The sequence below is a fragment of the Paenirhizobium cremeum genome (genome assembly GCF_047553425.1).
Classification (GTDB): Bacteria; Pseudomonadota; Alphaproteobacteria; order Rhizobiales; family Rhizobiaceae; genus Allorhizobium; species Allorhizobium cremeum.
Genome location: NZ_CP180217.1, coordinates 387,279 through 403,161, shown reverse-complemented (window position 1 = coordinate 403,161; position 15,883 = coordinate 387,279). Strand labels below are relative to the sequence as shown.

Genomic DNA, 15,883 nt, shown 5'->3' with positions numbered 1-15,883 from the left:
ATGACCAGCATGAACCAAACTTCCGCCACCAATCCCGGCCACGCCCCTTCCTGGTATGCCCATAGCGCCAACGACAAGCGCGTGCGCGAAAGCCTGAAGGGCGAACACACCGCCGATGCCTGCGTCATCGGCGCCGGCTTTACCGGCATCTCGGCGGCGCTGCAGCTTGCGGAAAATGGCTTCAAGGTAATCGTCGTCGAGGGCGAGCGCATCGGCTTCGGCGCCTCCGGTCGCAACGGCGGCCAGATCGTCAACGGCTACAGCCGGGACCTCGAGGTGATCGCCAGGCGCTACGGGCCGGACAAGGCGGCGAAACTCGGTGCCATGTCGCTCGAGGGCGGCAACATCATTCGCGAACGCGTGGCGAAATACGGCATCCAGTGCGATCTCGTCGATGGCGGTTTCTTCGCCGCCTTCACCGACAAGCAGGTGCGCGAGATGGCGCATGTGAAGACCAATTGGGAAAAGCACGGCCATACCGGCCTTGAGATGGTCTCAAAGGCCGACGTCGGCAAATACGTGAAATCCGACCGTTACGTCGGCGGCATGATCGACCGCTTCGGTGGCCATATCCACCCGCTCAACCTCGTGCTCGGCGAGGCTGCGGCCTTCGAGAGCCTGGGTGGACACGTCTTCGAGAAATCCCGCGTCACCGGCGTCGACATGGGTGCCAATCCGGTCGTCCGCACGGCCGAGGGTTCCGTCAAGGCGAAGTACGTCCTCGTCTGCGGCAATGCCTATCTCGGCGCCATGCTGCCGAAGATCACCGACAAGATGATGCCCGTATCCTCGCAGGTGATGGCGACCGAACAGCTCGACCCGAAGCTGATCGAGGAACTGCTGCCGGCCAACTACTGTGTCGAGGATGCCAACTATGTGCTTGATTACTATCGCCGCACCGCCGACAACCGGCTGCTCTATGGCGGCGGCATCGGCTATGGCGGTCAGGACCCGGCAAACCTTACCGGCGTCATCCGGCCCAACATGCTGAAGACCTTCCCGCAGCTCGCCAATGCTAAGATCGAATTCGCCTGGAGCGGCAATTTCGCGCTGACGCTCACACGTATTCCTCATATGGGCAGGCTCGCCGACAACGTCTACTTCTCGCATGGCGACAGCGGCCATGGCGTGACGACCACACATCTGCTGGGCAAGATCCTCGGCGAGGCCGTCGCCGGCCACGCGGAGCGTTTCGACGTCTGGGCCTCGCTGCCGGCCTTCCCCTTCCCCGGCGGCAAGACCTTCCGTGTGCCGCTCACCGTTCTCGGCGCATGGTGGTACGGCCTGCGCGACAAGCTCGGCGTCTAAAGGAGACCGGCATGACAAGCGTTACCGTCGCGGCAACCCAAATGGCCTGCAACTGGGATCTCAAGGGCAATATCGAGCGGGCCGAGAAGCTGATCCGCAAGGCTGCGGCCGATGGCGCGCAGATCGTCCTGATCCAGGAGCTGTTCGAAGCTCCCTATTTCTGCCAGGACCAGATCGCCGAATTCTTCGACATGGCGAAACCCTTCGAGGGCAATCCGCTGATTGTGCATTTTGCGAAGCTTGCCGCTGAACTGAACGTGGTTCTGCCCGTCAGCTTCTTCGAAAAGGCCGGACAGACCTATTTCAACAGCGTCGCCATCGTCGATGCGGACGGGGCGGTGCTCGGCCTCTACCGCAAGAGCCATATTCCCGATGGTCCGGGTTATACGGAGAAATACTATTTCTCGCCCGGCGATACCGGTTTCCGTGTCTGGCAGACGCGTCACGCGAAGATCGGCGTCGGCATCTGCTGGGACCAGTGGTTTCCGGAGGCCGCCCGCGCCATGGCCCTTCAGGGCGCCGAACTCTTGTTCTATCCGACCGCAATCGGCTCGGAACCGCAGGACCCCACGATAGACAGCGCCGACCACTGGCAGCGCGTGATGCAGGGCCATGCCGCCGCAAACGTCGTGCCGGTCATCGCCTCCAACCGGATCGGGACAGAGCCGGGCCGCAAGGGCACCGAGCTTACCTTCTACGGCTCGTCCTTCATCGCCGACCAGACCGGCGCCAAGATCGCCGAGGCCGACCGGAGAAGCGAGGCAGTGCTCACCGCCACCTTCGATCTCGATGGCATTGCGAAGCAGCGCACCGCCTGGGGCCTCTTCCGCGACCGCCGGCCGGAACTCTACGAACCGCTGCTGACGATGGACGGTCGCGCCTGATCCTTCAACATAAGGCCAAGGCGTCTCCTGCCTTTGAGGGCGCGCCCCTTCCCGTTCATGCCCGCTGTCTGCCGGCAAACACGGAGGGAAAACAGCAGGCGGAGGGAGGCTTTCACGTCTCCCGCGCCAGCCCTCGGATGGCATTTTCGACAATGTTCTCCACGCTCCGATCTATATCGACCGTCACCACGCCCGCTTCACCCGTCGGGACTTCGAGCGTCCGCAGCTGGCTCTCCAGCAGCGAAACAGGCATGAAATGGCCAGTGCGCGCGCCCATGCGGGACAGCAGCAGTTCCGGCGCTCCCTCCAGATAAACGAAAGAAAGCCTGCCGGATGTCGCCTGCCGCAGTCGGTCGCGGTAAATCTTTTTGAGCGCCGAACACGAGACGACGATCCCCTCGCCGCGATCGAGCGCCTCGGCCATCAGCCTCCCGATCGTCTCCAGCCAAGGCCAGCGATCCTCGTCCGTCAGCGGAATTCCCTGCGCCATCTTCTCGACGTTTTCGGCGGGATGCAGACCGTCGCCCTCAATGAAGGCAAGGCCCAGCCGTTCGGCTAGCAAGGCGCCGACCGACGACTTGCCGCAGCCGCTGACCCCCATGACGATGACCGCCAGCGGCACTTTCAGTTTCGTCTCAGCCAAGCCGGCCCCTCCCTGCGACATGAATACCGGCGGGGAAACTAGACGCGCCGGAGGGGAAATCCAAGCCTCCGACCAAAACCGCGAAACCTCAGGCCGCCCGAATGGAGGCCGCGATCTTCTCCGCCATCATGATGACTGGCGCGTTGGTATTGCCGCCGATCAGGGTCGGCATGACGGAAGCGTCCACCACTCGCAGACCCTCGACGCCCCGGACCCGCAATTGCGGATCGACGACGGATGCCTCATCGGCCCCCATCCGGCAGGTGCCGACGGGATGATAGATGGTATCGGCCCGGGCGCGGATCGCCGAGGCAAGCTCACCGTCCGAGTTGCCGACGGGGTAAAGCTCGCTGCGGCGGTAACGATCCAGGGGAGCCGCCTCCATGACCTCGCGCATCACCCTCGCTCCGGCGATCATGCCGGCCATGTCCCGCCCATCCGAGAGATAGGCCGGATCGATCAGAGGTGGCGCGAGAGGATCGGCGCTCGTCAGGCCGACATGGCCGCGCGAATGGGGCCGCAGCAGGCAGACATGGCAGGAATAGCCATATCCGAAATGCAGCCGCCGTGCGTGGTCATCGACCATGGCAACGACGAAATGCAGTTGGATATCGGGGCGATCGAGCGCCGGGTCGGTCTTCAGGAAGGCGCCCGATTCCGCAAAGGTCGAGCGCAGCAGACCCGTTCCCTGCCGCCGCCACTCGCCTGATGCCCGCATCATGTCGCGCATGCCGGTCAGGCCGATGCCGATCATATCGGGGTCGTCGGAGCGGTAGACGAGCGTGTAGTCCAGATGGTCCTGCAGGTTGGCGCCGACCTCCGGACGGTCCGCCACCACGGCGATGCCGAGGCGCCGCAATTCATCGGCCGGACCGATACCCGACAGCATCAAAAGTTGCGGCGACTGCAGCGCCCCGCCTGAAACGATCACCTCACGCGCGGCGTGGACCGTCTCTTCCCGGCGTTCCTGCCGATAGACGATTCCCGTCGCCCTGCCGTTCTCGATCAGAATGCGTGTCGCACGGGCACCGGTGATGACGGTGAGGTTTGCCCGCTCCAGATGATCGTGCAGATAGGCGGCGGAGGCGGAACAGCGCTCGCCCTTTTTCGGTCCCTGCCAGAACTGGGTCGCCTGATAGAGGCCCACCCCCTCCTGATCGGCTCCGTTGAAGTCGTCGTTCTTTCGGAAACCGCGTAACTCGCCGGCCTCGATGAACGCGTGGTTGATCGGCCGCGACCAGTCGGGATCGCTCACCTGCAGGGGGCCGCTGGCGCCGTGCAGCGTATTTTCGCCGCGGATATTGTTTTCCGATTGGGTGAAATAGGGCAGCACGTCAGAGAAGGACCACCCGTCGCATCCAGCCGCAGCCCAATCGTCGTAATCCGAGGCATGGCCGCGGACATAGAGCATGGCGTTGATGAGGCTCGATCCGCCGAGCCCCCTGCCCCGCGGCTGAAAGCCGCACCTGCCGTTCAGGCCCGGTTGCGGTTCGGTGACGAAGCACCAGTTCGGGCCTTTTATGCGTCCGGGGACGATGGCGGCCGCCCCTGAGGGAACGCGCAGCAAGAGATCGCGCCCAAGTCCTCCCGCCTCGATCAGACAGACCTTCACATCCGGGTCCTCACTCAGCCGTGACGCCAGAACGGAGCCCGCCGACCCGCCGCCGGCGATGACATAATCATACATTGAAGGCGCCCCTCCCAAAGCCACCTGCGTTCGGCCGAACGCCTGCGGAAGACTGTTTATCTTCCGTTTACGTAAATGTACTTTGAAGGCAGCGGACACTCAAGGGGCATCAGCCCGGAGCGGCTATCTTTCTGTGACAGGGGAACGCTGAAGATCGCGAAAGCGCCAAATGAAAACCCCGCCGGCGCTCTGCCACAGCGGGGTTCCAAGGGGCCAAAACTGACGGGCCTTCTCAGGCTGCGGGGGCCGAGATCGTGGCTTTCGGCTCGAAATCGTTGATTCCAAGCAGGAAATTGATCTGCGGGCGAGCCTTGACGAGATCGTCGATGCTGTATTGGCTGAGCACTTCGAAGAAGGCACCGAGCGCCTTGCGCAGCGCGGAGTTCAAACCGCAGCTGTCGATCAACGGGCAATCGACATCACCGTCATCCTCGAAGCATTCCGCCATGGCGAAACTGTCTTCCGTGACCTTCACCACATCGAACAGGCTGATCTTGTCCGCCGGACGGCCAAGACGAACGCCGCCGTTACGGCCACGCACGGTTTCCACCAGACCCGCCTTGTTGAGGGGCTGAAGAATCTTGAACAGGAACAGCTCGGACACGCCGTAAGCCTTGGCGATTTCCGGAATCCGGCTCAAATGTTCCTTGTTGGCCGCGCAATACATGAGCATGCGCACCGCATAATTTGTCTGCTTTGTCAAACGCATGCCTGACTCCCTGACTCGTTTGACGCCTTATATAGCGTCTTTTGTAGTTTTGAACAATTCCAAAATACTCAAGTTCAGCGTTCACGTACCGGTGACCGAAACCTAGCCGCATTGACAGGCTTCCGCAATTCATGATTAGAACGCTCAACTAATATCTAATATGGGATGCACCAGAGGAGGTTTCCATGCTCTCGGCAAAAACAATGCGCGCCGCGCTTCTCGCCACTGTGTCTTTCGGTATGATGGCAGGCGCCGCTTTTGCCGATGGCGAGGTGAACGTCTACTCCTATCGCCAGCCGGAGCTGATCCAGCCTCTGCTCGACGAATTCACCAAGGAAACCGGCATCGCGACCAACGTGCTCTTTCTCGACAAGGGCCTGGTCGAGCGCATCGCCGCCGAGGGCGCCAATTCTCCTGCCGACGTCATCCTGACCGTCGACATCGGCCGTCTGATCGAGGCCAAGGACGGCGGCGTCACCCAGCCGCTCCAGAACGAAACCATCAACAAGGACATTCCGGCCCAATATCGCGATCCTGCCGGCGAGTGGTTCGGACTGACCACCCGCGGCCGTGTCGTCTATGCCTCCAAGGAGCGGGTGCCGGAAACGGCGATCACCTATGAGGAACTCGCCGACCCCAAGTGGAAAGGTCGGATCTGCGTGCGTGACGGCCAGCATTCCTACAATATCGGCCTGTTCGCCTCGATGATCGCCCATCATGGCGCCGAATTTACGGAAAAATGGCTGACCGGCGTGAAGAACAACCTCGTCCGCAAGCCTGACGGCAATGACCGCAGCCAGGCCAAGTCGATCATGTCCGGCGAATGCGACATCGCGCTCGGCAATACCTATTATGTCGGCCTGATGCTGACCAACGACAAGGACCCGGAGGAGAAGGAATGGGCCGCCGCCATCAAGGTGCTATTCCCGAACGCTGCCGACCGGGGCACTCATGTCAACATCTCCGGCATGGCACTGGCCAAGAACGCCCCCAACAAGGACAACGCCGTCAAGCTGATGGAATTCCTTTCCTCCGGCAAGGCCCAGGAAATCTATGCGGATCAGGTGTTCGAATATCCGGTTCTGCCGGGCGCCAAGGTCTCCGACGTAGTTGCCTCCTTCGGCCCGATCAAGCCCGATACGCTGCCGCTCGTTGACATTGCCGCCAATCGCAAGCTCGCTTCCGAGCTGGTCGACAAGGTCGGCTTCAACGACGGTCCGACCCAGTAAAGACGGTCCAGTCCCTCACAATGACAGGGGCGGCTTGAGGCCGCCCTTTTTCATTTGCGGATTTCCTTCGCCCATTCGTCGATCTGGCGGCGGCGCTCTGGCGTGCCGGGATGGGTCGAGAGGATGGAGGTTTCGCCGCTGTCGCCGAGTTTCTTTTCGATCAGTTCGAAGAAGCGGGCGATTGCCGCCGGATCGTGGCCCGCCTTGGCCATCAGTTCGACCGAAACGTGATCCGCCTCGCTTTCGGCAGAGCGCGAGTAGGACAACGAGATCAGTGCTGCGCCGTTGGTCAGGATATCCTCACCGGCGGAGCCGATATCGCCGGCGATCAGCATGACCAGCCCGGCCATGCCGGCCGCCCGATAGAGCTGGCGCAGCGAATGGGTCTTTTCCACATGGCCGATCTCATGGGCGAGCACGCCGAGGATCATCTCGCTGTCGCCGGCCGCAAGGTCGATAAGCTCGTCGGTGATCACCAGCGTGCCATCCGGCAGAGCGAAGGCGTTCGGACCGATCAGGCCGCCCTTGCGGAAATTGAGATCGTAGCCGTCCTTGCCACGGGCCGAATAGGCAGCAAGTGCTTCGAACTTCTCAGTCAGCTCCCTTTGCCGTTCTTCCGGCAGCCCGCTCTTCGAAAAGACCGTCTGGTCGAGGGAAGCCAGTGTTCCAGATGACATCATTTTCGGAACCACGGGCGGCGTGACGGCAACGGCGACCTCAACCAGCGCCGGCAGAGCGAAACGGTAGATGAGGCCGCCCAGAAGGAAGATTCCGAGGACAACGGCAATCAACCGGGGATGAAATCTCTCCAACTCATGCACAAAGCCATGGTGGCGGGAGCGGGTTTTTCGCAGCCAGCCATCGATTGCGTCGTTATCAGCGGTCTCGAATGTCGATCCGTCGACGAAACCGATGCGGCGGGGGATGTTGCCGACCCGATCGGAGATCGTCACCCGGCGGGCATCGTTGAATGCGGCGGGATCGCCCGCCTCCCCGTCGAGACGCACCAGAAGGGTGGTGCCGCTCACAAGAAGCGTCGCAGCCAGCGCCTTGCTGGAGCGCGGCGGATGCCAGTGTCCCCGGGCGATAACCCGGGCGTCGCCGCCTGTCGCCTCAGAAGCCAAAGTCGAAACCTTCCATGTCAATATACTCGGCCGTTACCGCGGAACCCGTCGCCTCGATGGAGGCGATCACTTCACCGATATCGCCGTCGAAGGCAATGCCGGAATGTTCGACAGTATAGCGCCGCTCGCGGATGGCCGCCCAGGGTCGCATCAGGCCAAGGGAGAATACCGAGACGATGAGGTTCGACGCCACGATCCAGAGATAGCGGAACGGAGAAAGGTCGGCATAAAGCCTGTGGCGGCCATCGAAAACCGTGGCCCGGATCACGACGTTGCGCACGCCGACACGATAGATGATCGCGGCAATCGCGTAGATCGCCAGCAGGGGTATGAGGGTCATGTAGAGCGCGCCGATGATCTGAAAACTGCCCTCGGTGGTCTCCGGATCGATACCCGAGGCTTCCAGCGCCGAAAACAGCCCGTATCCCACAAGGACCGACATCATCAGCCCCAGAGCCCCGATCAGCGCCGAGATCCACCAGACGCCATAGAGCTTGCCGATTCCGGGATCGCTCGCAAAGGCGCGGTCGCCGTAGCGCAGGTTGTTGAAGATGTAGCGGTAGAGCCAGCGGCTGGCGAAGGGCGCCAGAATGCCGAGCGACACCACCGCAACGAGACCACCGAGGATAAGCGCGACGAAGGCGCCCCAGGTGGTGCCGACGAAATCGAAGCGGATGTTGCGATAGCTGGTGACGCGGGCGTTGAAGCGCAGGCTGCGCGCCACGATCCACGGCAGCAGGAGCAGCATGCCGACCGCCAGCACCGCGCCGGCCAGCGGCATGAATGTCAGGACGATGTTGTAGACGATCAGGTAGCCGACCACGATCACGCGGCCGATGAAGATCTGCATGCCCCGCGCGTGATAATCGAAGGAATGACCGTCGACGAAGGTATTGCCGTAGAAGTAGCGGTTGCGCCGCACCTTCGCCCAGGCCGAATAGATCCCGATGGTGACGATTGTCAGCAGGATGTTGACGAGCCATATGCCGAAATACTCACCGGCTCGCCCGCGAAACTCCCCGCGCGTCACGGCGGATGCCGGAATGAACTGTGCTGCTGTCATTTTCGCCCCACTTGCCCGTGCCAATTCTGCAGATTCGGTCCCCAACCGCATCTACAGATAGACCTGCCACGACCACGGTCATGTCGCAAGTTGCGCGGAACGAAAAACGGGCCTCCTACGAGACCCGTTTTCAAAGTTCTTCAAAGCCATTGCACCCCTCTCCCCGGTGGAAAGGTCAAACGCATCGCTTCATGGTCTGCATGACGAATTCGGCATAGCCCTTGATGCCCGCCCGCGCGACCGCAGTAAACGCGGTGCCGCACGGACGCGCAAGCAGGAATCCCCCGAGGGCATCACTTCATCGTCGGCATGACGAATTCGGCACCGTCCTTGATGCCCGAAGGCCAGCGGCTGGTGACGGTCTTGGTACGGGTCCAGAACTTGATCGAGTCCGTGCCGTGCTGGTTGAGATCGCCGAAGGAAGAGGACTTCCAGCCACCGAAGGAGTGGTAGGCGAGCGGAACCGGGATCGGAACGTTGACGCCGACCATGCCGATGTTGATGCGGGACGCAAAGTCGCGGGCGGCATCGCCGTCGCGGGTGTAGATCGCAACGCCGTTGCCGTATTCGTGCTTCATCGGCAGGGAAAGCGCATCCTCGTAGTTCCTGGCGCGAACGACCGAGAGAACCGGCCCGAAGATTTCCGTCTTGTAGATGTCCATGTCCGGGGTAACGTTGTCGAACAGGCAGCCGCCGACGAAATAGCCGTCCTCATAGCCTTGCAGCTTGAAATCGCGGCCGTCGACGACGAGCTTGGCGCCCTGGGCGACACCGCTGTCGATCAGCGACTTGATGCGGGCCTGAGCTTCCTTGGTGACGACCGGACCCATGTCGGCCTTGTCATCGGTATAGGGACCGATGCGCAGCGCTTCCACCATCGGCGTCAGCTTTTCGATCAGGCGGTTGGCGGTTTCCTCGCCGACTGGAACGGCAACCGAGATCGCCATGCAGCGTTCGCCCGCGGAGCCGTAACCGGCGCCCATCAGGGCGTTGGCAGCCTGATCCAGGTCGGCATCCGGCATGATAATCATGTGGTTCTTGGCGCCGCCGAAGCACTGGGCACGCTTGCCGTTCATGGCAGCGGTGCCGTAGACGTAGCGGGCAATCGGGGTCGAGCCGACGAAGGAGACTGCGCTGATTTCCGGGTGGGTCAGGATCGCATCGACCGCGCCCTTGTCGCCGTTGACGACGTTCAGGATGCCGGCGGGAAGACCGGCTTCGATCATCAGTTCGGCAAGGCGGATTGGAACGGAGGGATCACGCTCGGAGGGCTTGAGGATGAAGGCATTGCCGCAGGCGATTGCGGGAGCGAACATCCACATCGGGATCATTGCCGGGAAGTTGAACGGGGTGATGCCCGCGCCGATACCGACCGCCTGGCGGATCGAGTACATGTCGATGTTCGGGCCGGCGCCTTCGGTGAATTCGCTCTTGGAGAGGTGCGGGATGCCGATGACGAATTCGCAGACCTCAAGCCCGCGGATGATGTCGCCCTTGGAATCCTCGACCGTCTTGCCATGCTCCTTCGAGAGCATTTCGGCCAGTTCGTTCATGTTCTTGTTCAGGAGTTCAACGAACTTCATGAACACGCGGGCGCGGCGCTGCGGGTTGGTTGCGGCCCAGGCGGGCTGCGCAGCCTTGGCGTTCTGCACGGCGGCGTCAAGCTCGGCGTCGGTCGCAAGCGCGACCTGCGCCTGGATCTCTCCGGTTGCCGGGTTGTAGACGGGCGATGTGCGTCCGCTGGTGCCGGCGACGTGCTTGCCGCCGATGAAATGACCGATCTCACGCATGGATGAACCTCCTCAGGGGTCTTTTTGTGATGGCGCAGCTTCCCACTTCGATTTGCGCAAGGCAATGATCTGGATTACAGAACCGTTGTGCATTTTTCGACATAAGGGACAGGAAATGAACTGGGACGATGTGCGCATGTTCCTTGCCGTGGCCCGCTCCGGACAGATCCTTGCGGCGTCACGACGGCTCGGGGTCAACCATGCGACTCTGTCGCGCCGGATCACGGCGCTCGAGGAGTCCCTGCAGACCCGCCTGCTCATCCGCCGCACCAATGGCTGCGAACTGACGCCTGAGGGCGAGGTCTTCAGCCGCGCCGCAGAGCGCATGGAAACGGAGATGCTGGCGGCGCAATCGGATATCGGCCGCGTCGACAGCGCGGTCGCCGGCACGGTGCGCATCGGCGCTCCGGACGGTTTCGGCGTCGCCTTCCTCGCCTCCCGTCTCGGCGCGCTGACCCGGCGTTATCCGGCGCTCAAGATCCAGCTCGTGCCGGTGCCGCGCGCCTTCTCGCTTTCCCAGCGCGAGGCCGATATCGCCATCACCATCGAGCGGCCGGAACAGGGACGGCTCATCTCCTCGAAACTCACAGACTACACGCTCGGGCTGTACGCCTCGCGGAGCTACCTTGCGGAAGCCGGCATGCCCGAAGCCGTCGAGGTCCTGCGGGAACACCGGCTGATCGGTCATGTGGACGATCTCGTCTACTCGGCCTCGCTTGCCTATTCCGGCGAAGTGATGCGTGGCTGGGATTCCAGCTTCGAGATTTCGTCGGCGATCGGCCAGACAGAGGCCGTGCGCGCCGGCTTCGGCATCGGCATCCTGCATGATTACATCGCGCGGCAGCACGACGAACTCGTGCGCGTGTTGCCCGAAATCGTCATCCGCCGCGCCTACTGGACCACCTATCACGAAAGCGCCCGCGAACTGGTGCGCGTGCGCACCGTCGTCTCCTTCCTGCAGGAACTCATCGACGAGAACCGGCAGATCTTCGTTTGAGATTACCGGCAGGTCAGGGTGATCGCCTGCGGCACGACCAGCCCGCCGAAATAGGCCAGATCCGGTCTTTCGACGACAGAATAGGCGCAGTGCCCCTCGCCGCCCCGGATCAGCACCGGCCTGTCCTCGGCCAGCCGGAAGGCGACGGTATAATCCCGATCCCGCTGTATCAGCGTCAGGCTTTGCCCTGCTTTCATTGCCACAGGCGCTTCCAGCCGGAAGCCGAAGGTGACGGACACGCTGCCGGTCGCAACCGACGCATGGAAGGCGTCAGGCTCCCCCATCTCCAGCAGCTCGCCCCCGAAAGCCAGCTCCGTCAGAAAATGGGTCGCGCCAAGATCCTCCGTCAAAGCCTGCCGCATCTCGTCGGCCTCGCCGCCATCGAACATGCCGTCGCCGTCATGGTCGAAACGGGCGAACAGCCGAGCACTGTACTTCTCGTCAAAGGCAAGGCTCTCGGCAACTGCAATCAGCCGGCCTTCCCGGATATCGAACAGGACCCGCGTGGTGACGGCGATGTCGGGATGTGCAGACGCGGGAAGCGCTGATCCCAGCAGCATCAAGCAACCGGCGGCAAGTGAAAGTGCGCGGGACGATGGGGTCATCTTCCCCCTCTCCCGCGGTCGAGCTGTTCGAGTACCGGTTCGAAACCGGCGAAATCCCCCGTCACGGCGAAATCGGGGAACGGGGGAGGCTCCAGACCGTCCTGCCTGTTGGCCAGATGCGCGCCGCCATAGAGAAAGCCGATAGCGATCAGCCAGCTTGCGAAGATCCGCCCCCCGATCATCGCCCAGGCTTGATGCAAGGCGGCGGCGAGAAGCGCCATGCCGGTAACGATCCAGATCTCCGTCGCCAATGCCAAAGGCAGATAGCTTCGGGCATGCAGGGTTACGTCGCCAAGCAGTCCGGCAATCGCCAGCACAGCGCCGGTCGGAACCAAAAGAGGCAGGGCCAGCCATGGCCGGATGCTACGCGAAAGAACCAGAGGCAGGCCGATCAGCAGGCAGGCTATGGGGCCGGCAAGAAACATGTTGGCCGCGGCCCCCGGCACCGGCGCCATCAGTTCATAGAATTTCTCTCGGAAGACGAAACCGAGAGCCACGCCGGCAAGGAGGAGCACGATTGCCGAAGCCAACACCTTGCGCGGCAGCTGTCCGATCAGGATGCCGAGACCCAGAAGCGGCAGCAGGCGCTCGGCGGTAAAGACGGAGGCAAGCGGCCAGTCGGCATAATCACCCGGCGACTTCAGAAGGAAGGATAACAAGATGACACTCCCTCCCCCGACGGCCAACACAAGGGCCGGCCAGAGCGGGAGGGAAGAAACACCGGATGACGACGCGATGCGCACTGTTTCAGGCGACGAGGAAATAGACGCCGCCGAGGCCGATCAGTCCACCGAGGGCACGGGAAAGCTCCCCGCCCCTGAAACGCTGGAAGGCAAGACCGACGGAAATGCCGAACAGGTGGATAAGGCCGGTCGCGACCACGAAGCCGATGGCATAATCCGCCGGATCTGTGGCCGTCGGCAGTTCGGCGCCGTGGGCATAGCCGTGGAAAATGGCGAAGACGCCGATCACCAACACGGCCAGCCATTCCGGCGGACGCCAGACGAAGGCAATCGCGGCACCTAAAACGATGATCGAAAGGGCGATGCCGCTTTCCACCGCCGGCAGCGGCACACCGGCGATGCCCAGCATGCCGCCAATGACCATGATGAGCGGAAAAGCGATCGGCAGGCTCCAGACGGACCGCCCGCCCATCTGCGCACCCCAGAGACCGACGCAGAACATGGCAAGCAGGTGATCGGCACCGGAAAGCGGATGCTCGAAACCATGAAGGAAACCACCCGTCTCCCCCTGCAGGATATGCGCTTCGGCGACGGCCGGAAGCACGAGCGAAGCGGCAAACCCGAGAAGGGCCGGAACGGCGAGGGCTCGCGGCATCTTCGGAAACAGCATGGTCAAAATCTCCAAAATCGAAAACCGGTATGAGGCAATAAGGTCGCCCGCAAAGGTGGCAAAACGGACATGGGCTCACAATCGCGCCGTCTTGTCGCGAAGGCAAGGTTCCGTCCTTACTGGCAGCGCCTGACCGGTCGGACTATATCCGAATCGCCGAAGATTGTAGATGGGTCTGTGTCGCAAGCATGGCGGATCGATCCGTCCATAACGATCCGCATGACGCCTCCGGAGCAATCTGATGATCCGTTCTTTCCTGTCATCCCGCCGCGTGCCTGCCATCCGGTTGCCTGTCGTGCCGCCGGCAGAGTCGGCACTCGTTCCCTTCCTCACGCGAATCCGGGCTGCGTCGGCTGTCGTTCTGGTGCTGCTTGCCGCGGCCGCCTTTTCCTCCCCCGCCACCGCCCATGATCTCGGCGGCCCCATGGGCGGCTTCGGCAGCGGCTTCGGTCATCCACTTGCGGGTTTCGATCACTTCCTCGCCATGCTGGCGGTCGGCCTGTGGGGCGCACAGATGGGCGGTCGCTCGGTGTGGACGCTGCCCGCCACCTTTCCGCTCATCATGTGCGTCGGCGGTATTGCCGGCATGTTCGGCCTTTTGCCGGACGAAGCGATCAGGATCGCCATCGCCGTCTCGCTGATGGTGCTCGGTGGCGTCATCGCCGCCGGCTGGCGCGCGCCCGAATGGGCAGCGCTGGTGATCGTCGCCCTGTTCGCCATCTTTCACGGCTACCCGCACGGTCAGGCGACGCTCCGGGCCGCCGATCCCGCAGCGTTTACCGTCGGTTTCGTGGTATCGACCGGCGTCATCCACATCCTCGGCATCGGCGTCGGCTATGGCCTGAAAGGCATCTGGAGGGGCAATCTGGTGCGCGCCCTCGGCGGCGTCATCGCCGTCTGCGGGGTTTATTTTCTGTTCAAGTAGGCGATGAAATCCCACGCAAACGGACTTTCAGACTGCCGGCAATATCCCTGCCTGCATTGTCGATAACAGAAGCACGGAATTTTCCATCTCGTCACTCCTGTGCTCGTCACAGGAATCCAGCCAGCCCAAGTCGTTGGGCTGAAAGGTCTTTTGACCCGACCGACGTCGGGTCGCTGGATGCCTGTGACAAGCACAGGCATGACGGAAGGATGACTTACGCCCACCGGAACCGGTAGCTTCACTTCGTCGGCGCCCTAAGGCCTGCCGCAACGGCAGGCCCTTGTTCGGCGTTAGCGCAATCTTGCGCACGCCTCCGCAATACGCTTCAGCGCCTCGACAAGTTCGCTTTCCGCGCTCGCATAGGAAATACGGAAGAAGGGCGAGAGACCGAAGGCAGAACCCGGCACCACCGCGACATTGGCGTCTTCCAGCAGATAGGCGCAGAAATCGGCGTCGGTCGAAATCAGCTTGCCGCCCGGCGTGGTCTTGCCGAGAACGCCGGCGCAGCCGGAGAAGGTGTAGAAGGCGCCTTCCGGCACCCGGCAATCCAGCCCTTCGACGGCGTTCAGGCCGGCGACCACGAGGTTGCGGCGACGCTGGAAGCTCGCCTTGCGCTCGGCAAGAAAATCCTGCGGGCCGTTCAGCGCCGCAACGCTTGCCGCCTGGCTGACCGAGGACGGGCAGGACGTCGCCTGGCTCTGCACCACGGCCATCGCCTTGATGAGATCGCGCGGGCCGCCGGCATAACCGATGCGCCAACCGGTCATGGCATAGGCCTTGGACACGCCGTTGACGGTGAGGATGCGGTTCTTCAGACGCGTTTCGATGGCGGCCGGGGTGACGAAGCGGAAATCGTCGTAGACGATGTGTTCGTACATGTCGTCGACCAGCAGCCAGACATGCGGATGGCGCAACAGGACATCGAGCAGCGGCCGGTAATCCTCCTCGCGATAGGCCGCGCCCGACGGGTTCGACGGCGAATTCAGGATCAGCCAGCGGGTCTTCGGCGTGATCGCCGCTTCCAACTGTTCGGCCTTAAGACGAAAGCCGGCCGTAGCATCGCAGGCGATCAGAACCGGCTTGCCCTCGGCGATTTGCACGATATCGGAATAGGATGTCCAGTAGGGTGTCGGGATGACAACCTCGTCACCCGGGTTGAGCGTCGCCATCAGCGCGTTGAAGAGGATCTGCTTGGCGCCGGTCGCGACCGTGATCTCGTCCAGCGCGTAGTCGATGCCGTTCTCACGGCTGAACTTGTCGCGGATCGCCGCCTTCAGTTCCGGCGTGCCGTCGAGAGCGGTGTACTTGGTCTGGCCGGCCTGCATGGCCTTCCAAGCGGCTTCCTTGATATGGTCGGGCGTATCGAAATCCGGCTCGCCGGCTCCGAGGATGATGACCGGCCTACCTTCGCGCTTCAGGCTTTGAGCCTTGGCGCCGATCTTCAGGATTTCCGAAACGCCGATGGACGAAATACGCGAAGCCGGCTGGAATGCAGCCTCCTCGACCCTGGTGTTGATGCTCATTGCACAGTCCTCGTTACCTGATAGCCGCCCTTGCGGGCATTCA

Annotated in this window: 15 protein-coding genes; 5 read left to right on the top strand and 10 right to left on the bottom strand. The window is 62.5% G+C overall.

What is annotated here, in order from left to right; all coding sequences use genetic code 11:
• On the top strand, positions 1-1,308 hold the full coding sequence (locus tag ACLBKR_RS01915; RefSeq protein ID WP_414900409.1) for an NAD(P)/FAD-dependent oxidoreductase: 1,308 nt from the start codon (positions 1-3) through the stop codon (positions 1,306-1,308).
• Between the two features lie 11 nt (positions 1,309-1,319).
• Positions 1,320-2,192, top strand: coding sequence for an N-carbamoylputrescine amidase (gene aguB, locus ACLBKR_RS01910; RefSeq protein ID WP_113447976.1), 873 nt, complete (start codon positions 1,320-1,322; stop codon positions 2,190-2,192).
• A gap of 112 nt (positions 2,193-2,304) precedes the next feature.
• On the opposite strand, the gene ACLBKR_RS01905 is transcribed toward aguB, so the two are convergent.
• The 3 genes from ACLBKR_RS01905 to rirA form a co-directional block, all read right to left on the bottom strand.
• On the bottom strand, positions 2,305-2,835 hold the full coding sequence (locus ACLBKR_RS01905) for a gluconokinase (RefSeq protein ID WP_414900406.1): 531 nt from the start codon (positions 2,833-2,835) through the stop codon (positions 2,305-2,307).
• Positions 2,836-2,923: 88 nt separating this feature from the next.
• The gene (locus tag ACLBKR_RS01900) at positions 2,924-4,522 is read right to left on the bottom strand and encodes a GMC family oxidoreductase N-terminal domain-containing protein (RefSeq protein ID WP_113447978.1); all 1,599 of its coding nucleotides are present in this window, start codon (positions 4,520-4,522) and stop codon (positions 2,924-2,926) included.
• Between the two features lie 232 nt (positions 4,523-4,754).
• Complete coding sequence (rirA, locus tag ACLBKR_RS01895; RefSeq protein WP_112828369.1) at positions 4,755-5,231, bottom strand: iron-responsive transcriptional regulator RirA; 477 nt, start codon at positions 5,229-5,231, stop codon at positions 4,755-4,757.
• Positions 5,232-5,434: 203 nt separating this feature from the next.
• On the opposite strand from rirA, the gene ACLBKR_RS01890 reads away from it, so the two are divergent.
• On the top strand, positions 5,435-6,460 hold the full coding sequence (locus ACLBKR_RS01890; RefSeq protein ID WP_414901703.1) for a Fe(3+) ABC transporter substrate-binding protein: 1,026 nt from the start codon (positions 5,435-5,437) through the stop codon (positions 6,458-6,460).
• A gap of 50 nt (positions 6,461-6,510) precedes the next feature.
• Here the strand turns inward: ACLBKR_RS01890 and ACLBKR_RS01885 are convergent, their stop codons facing one another.
• From ACLBKR_RS01885 to ACLBKR_RS01875, 3 genes are all read right to left on the bottom strand, one after another.
• Entirely contained in the window at positions 6,511-7,584 is a 1,074-nt protein-coding gene (locus tag ACLBKR_RS01885; RefSeq protein ID WP_113485869.1) for a M48 family metallopeptidase, read from the bottom strand.
• Positions 7,574-8,647: a DUF898 family protein gene (locus ACLBKR_RS01880; protein ID WP_113485867.1), complete on the bottom strand. Its 1,074-nt coding sequence runs from the start codon at positions 8,645-8,647 to the stop codon at positions 7,574-7,576. The genes ACLBKR_RS01885 and ACLBKR_RS01880 overlap by 11 nt, the downstream gene beginning before the upstream one ends.
• Positions 8,648-8,940: 293 nt before the next feature.
• Positions 8,941-10,437, bottom strand: coding sequence for a CoA-acylating methylmalonate-semialdehyde dehydrogenase (locus ACLBKR_RS01875; RefSeq protein WP_112828373.1), 1,497 nt, complete (start codon positions 10,435-10,437; stop codon positions 8,941-8,943).
• 115 nt (positions 10,438-10,552) lie between these two features.
• Here ACLBKR_RS01875 and ACLBKR_RS01870 point away from each other — a divergent pair, with 115 nt between their 5' ends.
• Complete coding sequence (locus tag ACLBKR_RS01870) at positions 10,553-11,434, top strand: LysR family transcriptional regulator (RefSeq protein WP_113485865.1); 882 nt, start codon at positions 10,553-10,555, stop codon at positions 11,432-11,434.
• 2 nt (positions 11,435-11,436) lie between these two features.
• On the opposite strand, the gene ACLBKR_RS01865 is transcribed toward ACLBKR_RS01870, so the two are convergent.
• The 3 genes from ACLBKR_RS01865 to ACLBKR_RS01855 form a co-directional block, all read right to left on the bottom strand.
• Positions 11,437-12,039, bottom strand: a complete 603-nt coding sequence (locus tag ACLBKR_RS01865; protein WP_162759162.1) for a DUF1007 family protein — start codon at positions 12,037-12,039, stop codon at positions 11,437-11,439.
• Positions 12,036-12,698, bottom strand: a complete 663-nt coding sequence (locus tag ACLBKR_RS01860) for a hypothetical protein (RefSeq protein ID WP_162759161.1) — start codon at positions 12,696-12,698, stop codon at positions 12,036-12,038. The genes ACLBKR_RS01865 and ACLBKR_RS01860 overlap by 4 nt, the downstream gene beginning before the upstream one ends.
• A gap of 88 nt (positions 12,699-12,786) precedes the next feature.
• Positions 12,787-13,392, bottom strand: a complete 606-nt coding sequence (locus ACLBKR_RS01855) for a HupE/UreJ family protein (RefSeq protein ID WP_244713274.1) — start codon at positions 13,390-13,392, stop codon at positions 12,787-12,789.
• Positions 13,393-13,633: 241 nt separating this feature from the next.
• On the opposite strand from ACLBKR_RS01855, the gene ACLBKR_RS01850 reads away from it, so the two are divergent.
• Entirely contained in the window at positions 13,634-14,317 is a 684-nt protein-coding gene (locus ACLBKR_RS01850) for a HupE/UreJ family protein (RefSeq protein ID WP_113447981.1), read from the top strand.
• Between the two features lie 290 nt (positions 14,318-14,607).
• Here ACLBKR_RS01850 and ACLBKR_RS01845 read toward each other — a convergent pair whose 3' ends face one another.
• Positions 14,608-15,840 carry a pyridoxal phosphate-dependent aminotransferase gene (locus tag ACLBKR_RS01845; protein WP_113447983.1) on the bottom strand — a complete coding sequence of 411 codons (1,233 nt, stop codon included), beginning with the start codon at positions 15,838-15,840 and terminating at the stop codon, positions 14,608-14,610.
• Positions 15,841-15,883 lie beyond the last annotated feature (43 nt).

Excerpts from the sequence above, each read along its gene's own strand:
- ACLBKR_RS01915 (WP_414900409.1), top strand. The coding sequence starts at position 1 with ATGACCAGCATGAACCAAACTTCCGCCACCAATCCCGGCCACGCCCCT.
- aguB (WP_113447976.1), top strand. The coding sequence starts at position 1,320 with ATGACAAGCGTTACCGTCGCGGCAACCCAAATGGCCTGCAACTGGGAT.
- ACLBKR_RS01900 (WP_113447978.1), bottom strand. The coding sequence starts at position 4,522 with ATGTATGATTATGTCATCGCCGGCGGCGGGTCGGCGGGCTCCGTTCTG.
- rirA (WP_112828369.1), bottom strand. The coding sequence starts at position 5,231 with ATGCGTTTGACAAAGCAGACAAATTATGCGGTGCGCATGCTCATGTAT.
- ACLBKR_RS01890 (WP_414901703.1), top strand. The coding sequence starts at position 5,435 with ATGCGCGCCGCGCTTCTCGCCACTGTGTCTTTCGGTATGATGGCAGGC.
- ACLBKR_RS01880 (WP_113485867.1), bottom strand. The coding sequence starts at position 8,647 with ATGACAGCAGCACAGTTCATTCCGGCATCCGCCGTGACGCGCGGGGAG.
- ACLBKR_RS01875 (WP_112828373.1), bottom strand. The coding sequence starts at position 10,437 with ATGCGTGAGATCGGTCATTTCATCGGCGGCAAGCACGTCGCCGGCACC.
- ACLBKR_RS01870 (WP_113485865.1), top strand. The coding sequence starts at position 10,553 with ATGAACTGGGACGATGTGCGCATGTTCCTTGCCGTGGCCCGCTCCGGA.
- ACLBKR_RS01865 (WP_162759162.1), bottom strand. The coding sequence starts at position 12,039 with ATGACCCCATCGTCCCGCGCACTTTCACTTGCCGCCGGTTGCTTGATG.
- ACLBKR_RS01855 (WP_244713274.1), bottom strand. The coding sequence starts at position 13,392 with ATGCTGTTTCCGAAGATGCCGCGAGCCCTCGCCGTTCCGGCCCTTCTC.
- ACLBKR_RS01850 (WP_113447981.1), top strand. The coding sequence starts at position 13,634 with ATGATCCGTTCTTTCCTGTCATCCCGCCGCGTGCCTGCCATCCGGTTG.
- ACLBKR_RS01845 (WP_113447983.1), bottom strand. The coding sequence starts at position 15,840 with ATGAGCATCAACACCAGGGTCGAGGAGGCTGCATTCCAGCCGGCTTCG.